Origin of the sequence: Pelomonas sp. BJYL3 (genome assembly GCF_027257975.1) — a bacterium.
Taxonomy (GTDB): domain Bacteria; phylum Pseudomonadota; class Gammaproteobacteria; order Burkholderiales; family Burkholderiaceae_C; genus Roseateles_B; species Roseateles_B flavus.
In genome coordinates, this window is sequence record NZ_JANZKX010000006.1 from 268,107 (window position 1) to 285,270 (window position 17,164).

The following is a 17,164-nucleotide window of genomic DNA, read 5'->3' on the forward strand; positions in this document are numbered from 1 at the left end:
CCCCATGAGCACCGTGCAAGCCCCCGTCAGCGCCGCCGCGCGCAGCACCCGCCAATGGCAGGAGGCCGACAGCGCCCATTTCATGCACCCCTTCACCGACCACGCCGGTCTGGCACGCAAGGGTGCGCGCATCATCACCCGCGCCGAGAACATCTACCTCTGGGACAGCGAGGGCCACAAGATCCTCGACGCCATGAGCGGCCTGTGGTGCGTCAACGTCGGCTACGGCCAGCAGGCCCTGATCGACGCCGCGGCCCGGCAGATGAAGGAGCTGCCCTTCTACAACGCCTTCTTCCAGACCTCCACGCCGCCGGCCATCCAGCTGGCCGAACTGCTGGCCGAGGTCACGCCGCCGCAGTTCAGCAAGGTCTTCTTCACCAGCTCGGGTTCCGAGGGCAATGACACGGTGGTGCGCATGGTGCGGCACTACTGGGCCAGCCTGGGGCAGCCAGAGCGCCAGATCATCATCGGCCGCAAGAACGGCTACCACGGTTCCACCATGGCCGGCGCCTCGCTGGGCGGCATGAGCGGCATGCATGCGCAGGGCGGCCTGCCCATCCCGGGCATTGCGCACATCGAACAGCCGCACTGGTTCGAGCTGGGCCGCGAGCAGTCCCGCGAGGACTTCGGGCTGACGGCCGCGCGCTGGCTGGAGGCCAAGGTCCTGGAGATCGGCCCCGAGAAGGTGGCCGCCTTCATCGGCGAGCCGGTGCAAGGCGCGGGCGGCGTCATCGTGCCGCCCAGCACCTACTGGCCGGAGATCCAGCGCATCTGCGACCGTTACGGCATCCTGCTGGTCAGCGACGAAGTCATCTGCGGCTTCGGCCGCACCGGCCAGTGGTTCGGCTGCGAGACCATGGGCACGAAGCCCGACCTGATGACCTTTGCCAAGGGCGTCACCTCGGGCTACATCCCGCTGGGCGGGGTGATGGTGTCGGACAAGGTGGCGAAGGTGCTGATCGAGCAGGGCGGCGAGTTCAACCACGGCTTCACCTACTCCGGCCACCCGACGGCCTGCGCGGTGGCGGTGGCCAACATCCGGCTGATCCAGCAGCTCAACCTGGTCAACCATGTGCGCCAGAACATCGGCCCGCAGCTGGCTGCAGGCTTCGCCAGCCTCGAGGACCATCCCCTGGTGGGCGAAACCCAGACCTGCGGAATGATGGGCGCGCTCCAGCTCGTCAAGGACAAGGCCAGCGGCCAGCCCTTCGACCCCGCGCTGGAGGTGGGCATGCTGTGCCGCGCGCACTGCTTCGGTAACGGGCTGATCATGCGCGCGGTGGGTGACCGCATGATCGTCGCACCGCCGCTCGTGATGAGCCGGGATCAGGTCGACGAGATGATCGCCCTGATCCGCCGCTGCCTGGATCTCAGCTTGAGCGAACTCAAGACAAAGGGCTGGCTGTGACGGCGGGCCCGCGCCACAGCACGGGTTTTGGCGAATGCCTGGCGGCTGGCCCGCCGCCTAGACTGGCTCGCACCATTTTCTGCCCAGGGGTTCAGACCTGACCCCAGCGCTTCATGACACGCGCTCTTGCAGCGTCCACTGGTTCTGATTGTTTTCCAGGAGGTTCTTCCATGTCGCAGCCCACCCGGTCCCTTCCGCAGTCCCTGCTCCGTGCCCTGCCCGGCTTTCTGCTGCCCCTGGCGGCAGCCTGTGGCGCCCTCTTCGCGCCGGCCGCCCAGGCGCAGGAGGAGGAGAAGGTGCTCAACGTCTACAACTGGTCCGACTACATCGCCGAGGACACGCTGAAGCTCTTCGAGAAGGAGACCGGCATCAAGGTGCGTTACGACAATTTCGACAACAACGAGATCGTCCACGCCAAGCTGGTTGCGGGCAAGACGGGTTATGACGTCGTCGTGCCCTCCTCCTACTGGGCCAAGCTGCAGGCGGACGGCGGCCTGCTGCGCAAGATCGACAAGAGCCTCATCCCCAACTACAAGAACCTGGACCCCGAGGTGCAGACCCAGCTGGCCAGGCTGGACCCGGGCAACGAGTACATGGTGAATTGGCTGTGGGGCTTCACCACGGTGGGCATCAATGTGGACAAGGTCAAGGCCGCGCTGGGCAGCACGCCCATGCCGGAGAACACCTGGGACCTGGTCTTCAAGCCCGAGTACATCTCCAAGCTCAAGAGCTGCGGCGTGAGCTTCCTGGACTCCGCCACCGAGGTCGTGCCCGCCGCCCTGCACTACCTGGGCAAGCCGGCCTACAGCAAGAGCGTGTCCGACTACGCCGGCGTGCCGGCCCTGCTCAAGGCCATCCGCCCCTACGTGACCCTGTTCAGCTCCTCGGGCTACATCAACGACATGGCCAACGGCTCCATCTGCCTGGCCCTGGGCTGGTCCGGTGACATCAACATCGCCCGCCAGCGCGCCATCGACGGCAAGACCGGCCAGAAGATCGAGGCCCTGATCCCCAAGACCGGCGGCATCATCTTCATGGACACCATGGTGATCCCCATGGACGCGCCCCACCCCGGCAACGCGCACAAGTTCATCAACTTCATCCTGCGCCCCGAGATCCATGCCGGCCTGACCAACAAGGTCTTCTACGCCAACCCGAACAAGGAGGCGCGCAAGTTCGTGAAGCCCGAGGTGGCCAGCAACCCGACGGTCTTCCTGAGCGACACCGACATGAAGCGCATGGCCGCGCCCGATGCCATCAACAACGACGTGCGGCGCCAGATGACCCGCATGTACACCTCGTTCAAGACCGGCATCTGATCCCCCTCCGGAGCACGCCCGCATCATGATGAGCCCCAGCGCCGCCTCGACGCCCTACCTGCAGATCGACCAGGTACTCAAGGACTTCGGAGGCGGCGCCGTCGCCGTCAACCGCGTGTCCCTGGACATCGCGCAGGGCGAAATCTTCGCCCTGCTCGGCTCCTCGGGCTGCGGCAAGACCACGCTGCTGCGCATGCTGGCCGGCTTCGAGACGCCCACCAGCGGCCGCATCGTGCTCAACGGCCAGGACCTCGCCGGCCTCGCGCCCTACGAGCGTCCGATCAACATGATGTTCCAGAGCTATGCGCTCTTTCCGCACCTCAGCGTCTGGGACAACATCGCCTTCGGCCTGCGCCGCGACGGCTGCCCGAAGCCGGAGATCGAGGCGCGGGTGGAGGCCATGCTCAAGCTCGTGCAGCTCGGCAAGTATGCGAAGCGCAAGCCACACCAGCTCTCCGGCGGCCAGCAGCAGCGGGTGGCGCTGGCCCGCAGCCTCGCGAAGAAGCCTCAGCTGCTGCTGCTGGACGAGCCGCTCGGGGCGCTCGACAAGAAGCTGCGCGAGGAGACGCAGATCGAGCTGGTCAACATCATCGAGGAGGTCGGCGTGACCTGCGTGATGGTGACCCACGACCAGGAGGAGGCCATGACCATGGCCTCACGCATCGGCGTGATGAGCGAGGGCCGCATCCTGCAGGTGGGCCCACCGGGCGAGATCTACGAGACGCCGGCCACGCGCTTCGTGGCCGACTTCATCGGCAACGTCAACCTCATGGAGGGCACGCTGGACGTGGACGAGGCGGACCACGTGGAGATCCAGTGCGCGGACTGCCGCCATTACGTCGGTCACGGGATCACGGGCACCAAGGGCATGGAGCTGGCCGTGGCGCTGCGGCCCGAGAAGATCCAGCTGGGGCGCACGCCGCCGGTGCGGACCGATGTCAATGCGGTGCGGGGCCGCATCCGCGACATGTCCTACTTCGGCAGCTACACCGTCTACCACCTGGCGCTGCCCAGCGGGGCGGTGCTGAAGGTCTCGCAGGCCAACACGGCGCGGCATCCGGACGAGGTGCTGTCCTGGGACGACGAGGCCTGGGCCTACTGGACGGACAGCGCCCAGGTCGTGCTGACGCAATGAGGCCCTCATGAGCACGCCCTCCAAGCTTCTTGCCTGGCGACCCCGCTGGTGGCGCGGTCGCAGCGCCGTCATCGCCCTGCCCTATGCCTGGCTGCTGGTCTTCTTCGCCCTGCCCTTCCTGATCGTGCTGAAGATCAGCGTCTCCGAGATGGAGACCGTTCATGTGAAGGACCTGCTGCGCTACGCCGACGGCGTGGCCACACTGACGGTCAAGCTCAGCAACTACCTCTTCATCACCGAAGACGAGCTCTACTTCAAGGCCTACCTCAACAGCCTCAAGTACGCGGGCATCACCACCCTCGGCTGCCTGTTCATCGGCTATCCCTTCGCCTACTTCATGGCGCGGGCCCGGGCCACGCTGCAACCGGCCCTGCTGATGCTGGTGATGCTGCCCTTCTGGACCAGCTTCCTGCTGCGCGTCTATGCCTGGAAGGGCCTGCTGGCCGACAAGGGCTGGGTGGCGCAGGCCATCGAGGGGCTCGGCCTGGACAGGCTCATGGCGGCCGCAGGCTGGATCCCCGCGCCGGGCATGCTGCTGAACACGCCCTTCTCGCTGGCCCTGGGCATGATCTACACCTACCTGCCCTTCATGGTGCTGCCGCTGTACGCCAACCTCTCCAAGATGGACCTGCGCCTGCTGGAGGCCGCGGCGGACCTGGGGGCCACGCCCTGGACGGCCTTCTGGAAGATCACGGTGCCGCTGTCCAAGGCCGGCATCATCGCGGGCTCCATGCTGGTCTTCATCCCCTGCGTGGGCGAGTTCGTGATCCCCGAGCTGCTGGGCGGCCCGCAGACGCTCATGATCGGCCGCGTGCTGTGGGACGAGTTCTTCAGCAACAACGACTGGCCCATGGCCTCGGCCGTGGCGGTGGTCGTGATCCTGCTGATCATCGTGCCGCTGGCGCTCTTCAACAAATACCAGGCGGAGAGCCAGGAGGCCAGATCATGAGCCGCGCGATCTTCGGCCCGCGCAGCAGCCGCGCGGTGGCCCGCACCTGGCTGCTGCTGGGCTTCGCCTTCCTCTACCTGCCCCTGCTGGCCCTGGTGATCTACAGCTTCAATGCCTCGCCCGTGCCCTCGGTCTGGGGCGGCTTCACGCTGAACTGGTACAGCCAGCTGGGCGAGGACCGCGAGTTGCTCGCCGGTCTGTGGCTCTCGCTCAAGATCGCCTTCTTCACGGCCTCGGCCTCGGTGCTGCTGGGCTGCTTCGCGGCCTTCGCGCTGGTGAAGTACCGCCGCTTCAAGGGCCGCACGCTCTTCGCGGGCATGGTCAATGCGCCGCTGGTGATGCCGGAGGTGATCGTGGGCCTGTCCTTGCTGCTGATGCTGGTGTCCGTGCAGCGAGCCCTGGGCTTTCCGGAGCGTGGCAGCCTCACCATCTGGATGGGCCACCTGCTGCTGGGCCTGGCCTATGCCACGGTCGTGATCCAGGCGCGGCTGCAAGACCTGCCCCCCTCGCTGGAGGAGGCCGCCATGGACCTCGGTGCGCGGCCGCTGCAGGTCTTCTTCCTGGTCACCCTGCCGATGATCTCGCAGTCCCTGCTCTCGGCCTGGCTGCTGACCTTCACGCTGTCGCTGGACGACGTCGTCCTCTCGGCCTTCCTGTCGGGCCCGGGTTCCACCACCCTGCCCCTGGTGATCTTCTCGCGGGCGCGCCTGGGCGTGTCGCCCAGCATCAATGCGGTGGCCACGGTGGTCATCGTGGTGGTGTCCCTGGGCATTGTCGCGGCCAGCCTGGCCATCGCGCGGCGCGAGCGGCGCCTGGCCCGCGAACTCGCCGCGGCGCAGCGCGACAGTGGCTGAGCCCCCGGTCACCACCTCCCGTTTCCTTCCCTGTCAACGCATCCGACTCACGACTCACCACAACCTCAGGAGCTCCCCATGAAGCAGCACACCCTGGCCCTCCTCGCCGCCGCCCTGGCCCTGGCCTATGGCTGGCCCGTTCAGGCTCAAAGCAATGAGGAGCTGCTCAAGGAGCTGCGCGCACTGAAGGAGCGCGTCACCCAGCTGGAAGACAAGCTCAAGGCCGCCGAAGGCAAGGCGGCCAAGCCCGCCGAGGCCCAATGGGGCATGACGCCCGAACAGGTGCGGGAGTTCAACCGCATCGCCGTCAAGACCGAGGCGCTGGAGGACTCCCAGGAAGCGCTGGGCCTCAAGAACCTCAAGATCACCGGCTTCATCGATCCCACCTTCATCGCCAACAAGGCCCAGAACACCGCCGGCTTCCAGCTCCTCAACAAGGACCCCTACGCCTACGACTCAGGCTACTTCGGCATGGCCCTGCTGGACTTCCAGAAGGAGATGGACGGCGGCACCCGCTACAAGCTGACCCTGGCACCGGACCGCGGCACGGGCTCGGTCTTCAACGGGGGCTCGATCGTCCACGAGGCCAGTGTCAACATCCCCCTGGGCGACCTGCAGACCCGCCTCTGGGTGGGCCAGATCCCCGACTGGACGGGCTACGAGATGACCGCCCCGCCCCTCAACAAGCTCATCACCCACAACCTGCTCTTCGACTACACCGCGCCCACCGCCTACACCGGCGCCGTGGCCGACATCACCCGCGGCAAGTGGATGATCAAGGCCGGCCTGGCCAATGTGAACAACTCGCGCAAGAGCGCCGGCAACAAGACACCAGCCCTGGTCTACCGCGTGGACTACGCCAAGGGCGAGTTCCAGGGCTTCGGCTTCACCGGCCTGCACGGCAAGGCCTACAACTACGCGACCGACGCCCTCGACGGCAGCGGCGCCCCGCGCTTCGCCGACCAGGCGGGCAAGGACACGCGCGTGGACATGCTGGAGTTCGACGCCTACTTCATCCGCGGCGACTTCACCTGGCAGGGCCAGCTCTCCTGGGGACGCCAGCGCCACGCCGCCATCTTCAACGAGGACGGCCAGCTGCGCGACGCCAGCTGGAGCGGCCTGTCCACGCTCATGGCCTACAAGTTCATCCCGCGCTGGGAAGTCACGGGCCGCCTGGACTACCTGCGCAACAGCAAGAACGGTGGCGGTCTCTTCGGCTACAGCTACGACGACAGCCACAACGGCATCGGCCGCGGCAACGGCTTCTTCTGGGATGACGCCAACCCCGACCCCGACACCGCCGGCAAGGGCGCGAACCGCTACGCCCTCAGCCTGGGTCTCAGCTACCTGCTCAACCAGAACACGATCTGGAAGCTCGAGTACCGCTACGATGGCGCTAGCCTGCCGGTGTTCCTGAACACCAAGGATGGCAGCTTCACCAAGACCAACCAGCTGCTGGGCACCTCCATGGTGCTGAGCTTCTGAGCCCGCGGTCCGGCCGGCCCACGAGGCCCGGCCGGCCCCGCCAACGATCACGGATGACCCATGAGCACCATTGACTGGCACCAGCGTGCCCAGGCCCTTCAGATCGACGGCCGCCCCTTCATCAAGGGCCGGCGCGTGGACAGCGTGGCGGGCGAGCACTTCGACTGCATCTCGCCCATCGACGGCCGCGTGATCGGCCAGGTCGCCCGCTGCGGCGCCCAGGACATCGACGCCGCCGTGCAGGCCGCGCGCCAGGCCTTCGAGGACGGCCGCTGGTCCGCCAAGCCGCCGGCCGTGCGCAAGAAGATCCTGCTGAAGTTCGCCGACAAGATCCTGGCCGCGCGTGACGAACTCGCCCTGCTCGAGACCGTGGACATGGGCAAGCCCATCCAGTACGCCCTGAGTGTGGACGTACCGGCCGCGGCCCGCTGCATCCAGTGGTACGCCGAGGCCGTGGACAAGATCTATGACGAGATCGCCCCCACCGGCCCCAGCGCCCTGGCCCTGATCACCCGCGAGCCCATGGGCGTCATCGGCGCCATCGTGCCCTGGAACTACCCCATGATCATGGCCTCGTGGAAGCTGGGCCCGGCACTGGCGGCGGGCAACTCGGTCGTGCTCAAGCCCAGTGAGAAGTCCCCGCTGACGGCCCTGCGCCTGGCCGAGCTGGCCGTCGAGGCCGGGCTGCCGGAGGGCGTGTTCAACGTGGTGCCCGGCTACGGCCACGAGGCCGGCGAGGCGCTGGCCCTGCACATGGACGTCGACGCCATCGGCTTCACCGGCTCCACGCGCGTGGGCCGCAAGATGCTGGAGTACGCCGGCCGATCCAACCTCAAGCGCGTCTTCAACGAGCTGGGCGGCAAGAGCGCCTTCCTCGTCTTCCCGGACTTCAAGGACCTGGCCCGCGCCGCCCGCACCGTGGCCGGCAGCATGTTCTTCAACCAGGGCGAGAGCTGCAATGCGCCCTCGCGGGTGATGGTGCACGCCAGCATTGCCGACGAGTTCGAGGCATTGCTGGCCCAGCAGGCGCCGCGCTACCAGCCGGGCGACCCGCTGGACCCCGCCACCGTGATGGGCGCCCTGGTCGACGAGGGCCAGCTGCGCACGGTGATGGGCTACATCGAGTCCGGCCTGGCCGAGGGTGCGCGCGCCCTGTGCGGCGCCACGCAGGCCCGGGCCGAGAGCGGCGGTTTCTACGTCGCACCCACCATCTTCAGCGGCGTGAGCAATGGCATGAAGATCGCCCGCGAGGAGATCTTCGGCCCGGTGATGAGCGTGCTGCGCTTCAACGACGAGGCCGAGGCCCTGCGCCTGGCCAACGACTCCAGCTATGGCCTGCAGGCCAGCGTCTGGAGCTCCGACCTCGACCGCGCCCACCGCGTGGCCCGCGCCCTGCGGGCCGGCACCGTCCACGTCAACCAGTACGACGAAGACGACATGACCGTGCCTTTCGGCGGCTACAAGCAATCCGGCAATGGCCGCGACAAGAGCCTGCACGCCTTCGACAAGTACACGGAGCTGAAGACGACCTGGCTGCGCATCAACGGAGCCTGAACGGGTGTGGCGGGGCAAGCCGCCCTGCGCACATCGAGAAGGGCCTGAAGCGCTGAGGCGGCCCACAATGGCGGGATGAAGTCCCTGCACGCGACAGCCCGCGTCCCCCTCGCCGCCTACCTCAGCCTCGCCGCCAGCACCAGCCTGGTCGGCAGCTATGTGGGCCTGTCCAAGCTCCTGCTGCTGAGCTTTCCGGTCTTCCTCTTGGCCTGGCTGCGCTTCGGCATCGCGGGGGTGCTGATGGCGGGCTGGGTGAAGGCCCCGACGGGCGCCGCGCCGCTGAGCCCGCGCACGCGCGGCCTGCTCTTCCTGGAGAGCTTCATCGGGAACTTCCTGTTCTCCATCTGCCTGCTCTTCGGCCTGCGGCAGTGCTCGGCCATGGCGGCGGGGGTGATCATGGCGGGCATCCCGGCGGCGGTGGCACTCTTGAGCGCTCTGTTCCTGAGAGAGCGGCTGCGGCCGCAGGTGCTGGCGGGCCTGGTGCTGGGTGTGGCGGGCATCGCGCTGGTCGCGCTGGAACGCCAGGGCGGCGCGGCGCAGTCCACGCCCCTGGGCCTGGCCCTGGTGCTGGCGGCGGTGTTCTGCGAGGGGACCTATGTCGTCATCGGCAAGCGCCTGACGCAAGACCTGGCCCCGCGCCGCATCAGCGCGCTGATCAACCTCTGGGGCCTGGCGCTGGTCACGCCACTGGGCTTGTGGCAGGCGCTGAGCTTCGACTTCAGCGCGGTACCCCTGCCGCACTGGGCGCTGCTGCTCTTCTATGCCGCGGCAGCCAGCATGGTCACCGTGGTGCTGTGGATGCGCGGCCTGCGCGCCGTGCCGGCCTCGCAGGCCGGGGTGTTCATGGTCTTTCTGCCGGTGGCGACGGCCCTGGTGGGCTGGGCCTTCCTGCAGGAGCAGCTGCAGCTGACGCAGGGCCTGGCCTATGGGCTGGCGCTCAGCGGCGTGCTGCTGGCGACCTGGCCCGAGCGTGGCGAGCGGCCCACCGCCGTGGTCGCGCCAGGGCAGGGCAATCCCTGAGTTTGGGGGCATTTGCGCGGCATGCGGGCGCACGGTGCCCGCTCCATGCCCTACCATTGAGCGGACCGTCGCCGCTGTACTCTCGATGCCCTCTCCACGCCCCCCAGCCCTCGAAGCCGAAGATGCCCAGCAGGGCCGTCTGCCCGCCACTGAGACTGCCCGAGCCCGCGAACTCGCCGCCTGGCTGGACTGGGTCAACGACTGGGCCCGCCTGATGCAGCTCCCCCCGTGCGACGAAGCCTCGCCGGCCCGCAAGCGCCGCGGCCACACGCCGCTGGCGCTGATCTTCTCGCCCCATCCGGATGACGAATGCATCGTCGGCGCCCTGCCCCTGCGGCTGCGGCGCGAGTCGCACTGGCGCGTCTGCAATGTGGCCGTGACGCTGGGCAGCAACCAGGCCCGGCGCCAGCCGCGCTGGCAGGAGCTGCGCCAGGCCTGCGAACTGCTGGACTTCGAGACACTGCAGCTGGCCGACGGCGGCCTGGAGCAGGTCCGCCCCGACACCCCCATCGCCCAGCCCCTGCTGTGGCAGTCCCATGTCGACAAGGCCGCCGCCCTGCTGCGCCGTGAGCAGCCTGCCCTGGTGCTGCTGCCGCACGAGGGCGACGGCATCGCCACCCACATGGGCGTGCACCGCCTGGCCCTGGATGCCCTGCAGGCCGCGGGCTACAACGGCCTGGTGGCCCAGACCGAATACTGGGCACCGCAGTCCGGCGCCAACCTGATGGTGGAGAGCTCCAGGCAAGACCTGGCACGCCTGGTGCAGGCCCTGTCCCGTCATGTTGGCGAGGTCGCCCGCAACCCCTACCACCTGCGCCTGCCGGCCTGGATGGCCGACAACGTGCGCCGCGGCGGCGAGATGATCGCCGGCGCCGGCACCGCACCGCCGGCCTTCGGCTTCGCCACCCTGTACCGCCTCACCCGCTGGCTGGCCGGCCGCGAGCAGGATGACCTGCCGCCCCGCATGGCCGGTGCCGCCGAGCGCCTCAGCCTGGCCTGAGCGCCACTCGCATGGGGCTCCTGCCATCCGAGTCCGTGCCTCTGGGCCATCTGCGCCTGCACCAGTACCTCGCGCTGGAGCCCGGCCCTCGCCTGCTGGTCACCGCCGCCGTGCATGGCAACGAGACCTGCGGTACCCAGGCCCTGTCTCGCCTGATCGACGATCTCGACACCGGCGCGCTGCCACTGCGCCGCGGCCAGCTGACGCTGCTGCCCGTCACCAACCCCCTGGCCTACCAGCGCCGTCAGCGCCAGGGCGAACGCAACCTCAACCGCCAGCTGATGCCCACGCCGCAGCCGGCAAACCACGAGGACCGCATCGCCACAGCGCTGTGCCCGCTGCTGGCGGCACACGAGGTGCTGCTGGACCTGCACTCCTTCCAGGGTGAAGGCGAGCCCTTCGTGATGCTGGGCCCGCCCGACAACAGCGGCCCCCTGGAGCCCTTCGCCCATGCCGCGGCCGAGGCCCGGCTGGCGCGGGCCCTGGGCGCCCCCCGCATCGTCGAAGGATGGATGCGCTGCTATGCCCGCGGGCTGGCGCAGCGGGGCGCGGACCCGGCCGGCATCGCCCAGGCCATTGGCACGACCGAGGCCATGCGCCGGGCGGGCGGCTACGGCGTCACGCTGGAGTGCGGCCAGCATGCGGACCCGGCGGCCGTGGGCGTCGCCTATCGCGCCGTGCGGCGGGCGCTGGCCCTGCTGGACATGATCGATCCGGGCGAGGCTGAAGCCCCGCCCTCCCCGGCCCCCGAGCTGCTGGAGATGCTGGAGGTCTTCGATCGACAGCATCCCCAGGACCGCTTCGCCCGCGCCTGGCGCAATTTCGAGGCGGTCAGCGCCGGCGAATGCATCGGCTGGCGACACGACGGGCAGGCCGTGCGGGCGCCGGGCGACGGCCGCCTGGTCTTCCCGGACGAGAAGGCCGCCGTCGGCACCGAATGGGTGTTCTGGGCCCGGGCCAGCGAGCGTCCGGTGTGATCCAGGGCATGGCATCGCTTTCACAGCCCTCTACACTCGCCGCAGGAACAGCTCACTGAACAGCTCATGGACTGGAATCAACACGGCAACTTCCACCTCCAGTGGCGGGGTGATGTGCTTGTGATCCGCTACGAGGGCGTCTGGAACGAGGTCGCGGCGCGCCACCTGCACCGCGACGCGAGTGCGCTGTGGGCGCGGCATCCGGCGCCCTGGGCCATGGTGGGCCTGTTCGAGGCCTGGGAAGGCGCGACGCCCGAGGCGCTCAAGGCCTGGCTGGACTTCTTCCTGGACGCCGTGGCCCATGGCCTGGGCGCCTACGCGGTGGCCATGCCCACGACCCTGCATGCCAGCATGGCAGAGGGCCTGCGGCGCGAGACCTCCAAGCGCGTCGCCCGCAAGGACTGCGCCGACCTGCCCGACGCCCTGCAATGGCTGGGCAGCCTGGGCTACGCGTCCTGAGGCCGTCCCGGCCGGCAAGACCCCATGCCGGCAGGCGCGGCCGCCGCACACTACCATCGCCCCATGCTCAAGATCGATTTCGTCTCCGACGTCTCCTGCCCCTGGTGCGCCATCGGGCTCAAGTCCCTGGATCAGGCCCTGAGCCAGGTCCCCGAAGTGCAGGCCGAGATCCGCTTTCAGCCCTTCGAGCTGAACCCGCAGATGCCGGCCGAGGGCGAGGAGATCAACGCCCACCTGGCCCGCAAGTACGGCGCCAGCCCCGCCCAGCTGGAGCAGACCCGCGAGCAGATACGCCAGCGCGGTGCTGCACTGGGGTTCAGCTTCACCAAGGGCGCGCGGGACCGCATCTACAACACCTTTGACGCCCACCGACTGCTGCATTGGGCCGGCGAGACCGACCTCGTCAAGCAGAAGGCCCTGAAGCTGGCGCTCTTCACCGCCTATTTCACCGAGGGACGCAACCCGGGCGCCCGTGAGGTGCTGCTGGCCGCCGCCGAAAGTGCCGGCCTGGACCGCGCCGCCGCCGAGGCCGTGCTGGACAGCGATGCCCATGCCGAGGCCGTGCGCGAGCAGGAGTCCTACTGGCAGGCTCAGGGCATCAGCTCGGTGCCGGCGCTGGTCATCAACGAACGCTACCTGCTGCAGGGCGGCCAGCCGCCGGAGGTCTTTGCCCAGGCCCTGCGCCAGATCGCCGCCGAGGAAGCCAAGGCCGCGGGCGCCTGAGCACCAGCCGCACCCGCATTTGCCACGGCTTGTAAAGGGGGCCGCCCCCAGGCGGAGCCGCCGTCCGGCTGAGCGACAATGCCCTCCGGTCGGCCGCGGCACGCGGCCCTGGGAATGAATCGTTGAACGCCCCGCCGGGGCGTTTTTGCTTGAGAGAGGTCGTCCGTGTTCAAGAATCTCCTGCTGTACCGCATCGCGCCTGAATGGCAGGCCACGATCGAGGAGATCGAAGAGGCCCTGGAGCCCGAGCGTTTCGTGCCCTGTGGCGCCACGCAGCCGCTCTCGGCGGGCTGGGTCTCGCCGCGTGGCATCGCGCATGCGCCGCTGATCGAGGACGTCGGTGGCCACTGGCTGCTGAAGCTGCAGGTCGAGCAGCGCGTGCTGCCAGGCTCCGTGGTGCGACGCCGGGTCGACGAGCTGTGCGAGCGCATCGAGCAGGAAACCGGCCGCAAGCCGGGCAAGAAGGTCAAGAACGAGCTCAAGGAGCAGGTCACGCAGGAGCTGCTGCCCCAGGCCTTCACCAAGCAGGGCGCCACGCGCGTCTGGATCGATGTGAAGCAGCGCCTGCTGATGGTGGACGCCGGCTCGGTCAGCAAGGCGGACGAGCTCATCACCCTGCTCGTCAAGTGCCTGCCCAGCCTGGTCGTGCAGCTGCTGCAGACCGCCGAGACGCCCGCCGCCTGCATGGCCGCCTGGCTGTCCGACGGCGTGCCGCCTGCAGGCTTCACCGTGGACCGCGAGTGCGAGCTCAAGAGCGAGGACGAGATGAAGTCCGTCGTGCGCTACGCCCGCCACCCGCTGGACATCGAGGAGGTGCGCCAGCACCTGGCCGCCGGCAAGCGCCCCACCAAGCTGGCACTGACCTGGCGCGACCGCGTCTCCTTCCTGCTGACGGACACCCTGTCCATCAAGAAGATCGCCTTCCTGGACATCGTCTTCGAAGGCCGTGACAAGCCCAGCAAGGACGAGGCCTTCGACGCCGACGCAGCCCTGGCCACCGGTGAGCTCTCGCAGCTGCTGCCGGACCTGATCTACGGCCTGGGCGGCGAGCACGACTTCGCGGCGGCCGCGCTGCAGGGCGTGAGCCTGCAGCTGCAGAAGGAACCGGCCCTGCCCGCCACGGCCACCACGGCAGCCGGCTCCGAAGAACCGGCCCCCTGGGACTGATCAGGCGCCCGGGCGATGGCGCCGCGGGCGGTGCCAGGCCCACAGCAGGGCCAGGCTCAGCGCCAGCCCGGCGTGCACCCAGCCCGTGGCCTCGTGCCAGGCCTCGGGGACGAGGTACAGCAGGCCATAGGCTGTCAGCACCACGGCCGTCAACACGGCGCTCAGCCACAGCCCGCTGCGGCGCTGGCCCAGGCGGCCGGCCTGGGCACTGAGCCGCCAGCCGGCGGGCACATGGCTGCCGGCGACCATGCCCAGGCCCATCAGCACGAACATGCTGGCCAGGCCATGCACGCGCAGCAGCCAGGCCTCGGCCGGTGGCGGCAGGGTGTCCGCCTCGCGCCCGTAGTGCAGCAGCAGCCAGGCCAGGCCGGTGGCGGCCAGGACGGTGAAGCTGGTGTAGAGCCAGCGCTTGTGCCAGCCGGGCAGTTTGAGCAGAGGAGCGCGCATGGAGGGCAGGAACGGATGCGGGGCGCTCAGCGCCGCCAGATCCAGACCCGGGCCTGCAGTCGCGTGAGCAGCGCGGATTCTCGCTCAGCGCCGGAAACCGCCAGTGCGCCCAGGCCGGCCAGCTTGCACAGCGCGTCGGCCCACAGGGCGGAGGGCGCTGCCACCGCCACCTGCACGGCGTCGTCCGGTTCCAGACCGTGGAGCTGGCTGCGGCTGCCCGGCGCGTAGTGGCTGCTGGCAAAGGCGCCGTCGGCCAGCTGGCCGAACTCGCGCAGGCCGCCGCGTTCTTCGTCCCGCAGCAGCAGGGGCACCGGGTCCGGGCCGAACACGCGCAGGTCCCCCCCGGCATTGACGCTGCCCCAGACAGCGCCGCTGCGCCGCATCAGCGCCACCAGGCGGTCGACGACAAAGCCCTTGGCGATGCCGCCCAGGTCCAGCTGCACGCCCGCCTGCGTCTTGTGCAGGACGCCCCCGCGCAGCTGCCAGCCTTGCGGGCCGCTGCCCAGCGTGGGATCGAATCGGCCGGCGCTGCGCTGACGCAGCCAGTCTGCCGCCGCCATCACGCGCTGCGTGGCGGGCCGCAGGGCCAGGTGGGCGCCGCCAGGCAGGGCATTGAAGCGGGCGACGTCGCTGGCGGGCTGGAAGCGGCTCAGCTGCCCTTCCAGGCGCGCCAGCAGGGCGAAACCCTCCTCCAGGGCCTGCGCACCCCGTGCCGGGTCCGGATGACGCAGCCCCAGCTCGACGAGGGTCCCCAGCACCGGCTGAGCGCGGCGCTGCAGGCCAGCCGTGGTGAAGTCAGCCGAGCACACCGCTGCGCCTTGCCTGTTCGACCACCGCGACGATGCGCTTCACGCCCTCGGTCACATGGCCGCAGGACAGCGTGGCGCCCGAGATGTTGGCGATGTCCTCGCCCAGCTTCAGCGGCGCGCCCTGGGCCTTGCCCAGGAACTGCTTGCGCCAGGCGGGCGTGCGCACCTCATGGCCGTGGCTCTCGCGGTAGGAGAGGATCTCCACCCCGCGCACCCTGCCGTCCGTGCCGATGCCCACGGCATAGCTGATCAGCTCGAACTTGCCCAGCACCTCGTCGGCCACCACCACACCCAGCAGCTCCCTGCCCTTGTAGGCCAGGCGCAGCTTCCACTGCGCGCTGCGCGGCTTGACGCCCAGGGCGGCGATGGCCTGGGCCTGCGCGGCGTCCAGCTGCCAGTCACGGATCTCGAAACGATCCGCCTCGGCGAACATCAGCTTGGCCGCGGCCTCGGCCGTCATGTAGTCCACGGCAAAGGCGCCTGAAGGGGCCAGGGCCAATGCGGCGGTGGCGGCCAGGCTCAGGCGCATCAGAAGCTCCAGCCCAGGCCGAGGTTGAGGCGGTTCTGGTCCTTGTTCTGCTTGAAGCGCTGCACATCGGCCTTGAGCACCACGCCCGGCGCGAACTCAAAGTTGGCGCCCAGGGTGTAGACCTGCTCGGCCGCCAGCACCTCGGGCGTCAGGCCGGCGCCCAGGTCGGCATAGGCGGCGGCAGTGTTGAAGCGCTCCCAGCGCACGAAGGGCTTGAGCACATAGCTGCCCTGCTCCCAGAGCTTGTAGGCGGCCTGCACGTAGGCCCCGTCAAAGCGCGAGGGGATCAGGCTGTCCCCGCCCACCAGGGGCAGGTTCAAGGCGGCGGTGTTGGAGATGGTGCCGCGGCTGTAAAGCGCCGAGAGGTCCCAGGCGCCGGGGGTCCAGCGCGCATGCAGGTCCCACAGGGTGATGCGGGACTCGTTCGCCTGCTGCTTGTGCGTGGCCTGGCCGGTGAAGATCGAGCCGCCCAGCAGCAGGCCCGGAATGCCGCGGTAGTTGGCCGCGCCGAAGAAGGACAGGTCGCGCGAGCGCGCCAGGGCCATCTCCTGGTGGATGGCGCCCAGCGGGGACTCGCGGCCCTCGCTGCTGCCGGCATCCCATTTGTTCAGGTCAAAGCCGGTGGAGATGCCGCCCTGCAGCGTCCAGCCGCTGTCCAGCTGGCCCACCAGCTGGATGCCGCCCTCGCGCCAGGTGCTGGGGATGATGGCGGTCTCGACGAAGTTGCGCTCCACGCCGTAATAGGCGGTGGGCTCGTGGTTCTCGTTGATCAGGCCCATGGGCACGAGGAAGAGGCCGCCGCGCACGGCCCAGTTCGGGTGGAACTGGTGCTCGACATAGGCCTGCTCGATGGCCACCTCGCCGGCGTCATCAGCCGAGGCCACGGCATGCTCGACCTCGATCTCCGTCACCACCTTGGTCTTCTCGTCGAAGCGGTGCTGGTAGCCCAGCACCAGGCGGCGCAGATCGGCCTGGGCGTCCTTGCTGTTCTTCGTCGGGCGGTTGTAGTTCAGCTCGGCATAGCCGCTCAGCACCGTGGCCGGCGCGGCCGTGGGGCGCTCGGCCTCGGCAAAGGCGGGCGGGAGCGAGGGCGGAGCCACCGGCGCCACCGGCTTGGCCGCCTCGGCGGCACGCTGCTGCTGGACCTGGGCCAGCTCGGCGCGCAGCTTGTTCAGCTCGGCCGCCAGCTGGTCCACGCGGCGCAGCAGCTCCTGCTCCGTGGCGGTCTGGGCCTGGGCGGGTTGCAGGGCCAGCATCAGGGCAAGGCTCAGGGTGCTGAGCAGGGGCAAGGTCTTCTTGTTCATGAGGGGCACTTCGAAAGGTCTTGAA

At 69.2% G+C, this 17,164-nt stretch carries 17 protein-coding genes; 13 read left to right on the forward strand and 4 right to left on the reverse strand.

The window, feature by feature from the left end; translation table 11 throughout:
* Positions 1–4: 4 nt before the first annotated feature.
* The 13 genes from O9Y01_RS18685 (at position 5) to O9Y01_RS18745 (ending at position 14,050) form a co-directional block, all read left to right on the forward strand.
* Positions 5–1,408, forward strand: coding sequence for an aspartate aminotransferase family protein (locus O9Y01_RS18685; RefSeq protein ID WP_269633112.1), 1,404 nt, complete (start codon positions 5–7; stop codon positions 1,406–1,408).
* Between the two features lie 170 nt (positions 1,409–1,578).
* A complete protein-coding gene (locus O9Y01_RS18690; RefSeq protein WP_269633113.1) occupies positions 1,579–2,727 on the forward strand; it encodes a polyamine ABC transporter substrate-binding protein in 1,149 nt (382 codons plus the stop codon).
* 25 nt (positions 2,728–2,752) lie between these two features.
* Positions 2,753–3,862 carry an ABC transporter ATP-binding protein gene (locus O9Y01_RS18695; RefSeq protein WP_269633114.1) on the forward strand — a complete coding sequence of 370 codons (1,110 nt, stop codon included), beginning with the start codon at positions 2,753–2,755 and terminating at the stop codon, positions 3,860–3,862.
* A gap of 7 nt (positions 3,863–3,869) precedes the next feature.
* Positions 3,870–4,811 (forward strand): ABC transporter permease subunit, encoded by a 942-nt coding sequence (locus O9Y01_RS18700; RefSeq protein ID WP_269633115.1) that lies wholly within the window; start codon positions 3,870–3,872, stop codon positions 4,809–4,811.
* Positions 4,808–5,665, forward strand: coding sequence for an ABC transporter permease subunit (locus tag O9Y01_RS18705; protein WP_269633116.1), 858 nt, complete (start codon positions 4,808–4,810; stop codon positions 5,663–5,665). The genes O9Y01_RS18700 and O9Y01_RS18705 overlap by 4 nt, the downstream gene beginning before the upstream one ends.
* 78 nt (positions 5,666–5,743) lie before the next feature.
* The gene (locus O9Y01_RS18710; RefSeq protein ID WP_269633117.1) at positions 5,744–7,150 is read left to right on the forward strand and encodes a DUF3138 family protein; all 1,407 of its coding nucleotides are present in this window, start codon (positions 5,744–5,746) and stop codon (positions 7,148–7,150) included.
* A gap of 60 nt (positions 7,151–7,210) precedes the next feature.
* A complete protein-coding gene (locus O9Y01_RS18715; RefSeq protein ID WP_269633118.1) occupies positions 7,211–8,704 on the forward strand; it encodes an aldehyde dehydrogenase in 1,494 nt (497 codons plus the stop codon).
* A gap of 75 nt (positions 8,705–8,779) precedes the next feature.
* Complete coding sequence (locus tag O9Y01_RS18720; RefSeq protein ID WP_269633119.1) at positions 8,780–9,724, forward strand: DMT family transporter; 945 nt, start codon at positions 8,780–8,782, stop codon at positions 9,722–9,724.
* An 85-nt stretch (positions 9,725–9,809) separates the two neighbouring features.
* Positions 9,810–10,724, forward strand: a complete 915-nt coding sequence (locus O9Y01_RS18725; protein ID WP_269633120.1) for a PIG-L deacetylase family protein — start codon at positions 9,810–9,812, stop codon at positions 10,722–10,724.
* Between the two features lie 11 nt (positions 10,725–10,735).
* A complete protein-coding gene (locus tag O9Y01_RS18730) occupies positions 10,736–11,701 on the forward strand; it encodes a succinylglutamate desuccinylase/aspartoacylase domain-containing protein (protein WP_269633121.1) in 966 nt (321 codons plus the stop codon).
* A 66-nt stretch (positions 11,702–11,767) separates the two neighbouring features.
* A complete protein-coding gene (locus O9Y01_RS18735; RefSeq protein WP_269633122.1) occupies positions 11,768–12,160 on the forward strand; it encodes a hypothetical protein in 393 nt (130 codons plus the stop codon).
* Positions 12,161–12,223: 63 nt separating this feature from the next.
* Positions 12,224–12,883, forward strand: coding sequence for a DsbA family oxidoreductase (locus O9Y01_RS18740; protein WP_269633123.1), 660 nt, complete (start codon positions 12,224–12,226; stop codon positions 12,881–12,883).
* A gap of 165 nt (positions 12,884–13,048) precedes the next feature.
* Positions 13,049–14,050, forward strand: a complete 1,002-nt coding sequence (locus O9Y01_RS18745; RefSeq protein WP_269633124.1) for a recombination-associated protein RdgC — start codon at positions 13,049–13,051, stop codon at positions 14,048–14,050.
* Here the strand turns inward: O9Y01_RS18745 and O9Y01_RS18750 are convergent, their stop codons facing one another.
* Genes O9Y01_RS18750 through O9Y01_RS18765 form a run of 4 tightly spaced genes read right to left on the reverse strand, consistent with a single transcriptional unit; the run spans position 14,051 to position 17,139 of the window.
* Positions 14,051–14,497: a hypothetical protein gene (locus O9Y01_RS18750; RefSeq protein ID WP_269633125.1), complete on the reverse strand. Its 447-nt coding sequence runs from the start codon at positions 14,495–14,497 to the stop codon at positions 14,051–14,053.
* Positions 14,498–14,523: 26 nt separating this feature from the next.
* Positions 14,524–15,306 (reverse strand): FAD:protein FMN transferase, encoded by a 783-nt coding sequence (locus tag O9Y01_RS18755; RefSeq protein WP_269633126.1) that lies wholly within the window; start codon positions 15,304–15,306, stop codon positions 14,524–14,526.
* Positions 15,293–15,835, reverse strand: a complete 543-nt coding sequence (locus O9Y01_RS18760) for an FMN-binding protein (RefSeq protein ID WP_269633127.1) — start codon at positions 15,833–15,835, stop codon at positions 15,293–15,295. Before O9Y01_RS18760 ends, O9Y01_RS18755 begins: the two co-directional genes overlap by 14 nt.
* Positions 15,835–17,139 (reverse strand): hypothetical protein, encoded by a 1,305-nt coding sequence (locus O9Y01_RS18765; RefSeq protein WP_269633128.1) that lies wholly within the window; start codon positions 17,137–17,139, stop codon positions 15,835–15,837. Before O9Y01_RS18765 ends, O9Y01_RS18760 begins: the two co-directional genes overlap by 1 nt.
* Between the last annotated feature and the right edge of the window lie 25 nt (positions 17,140–17,164).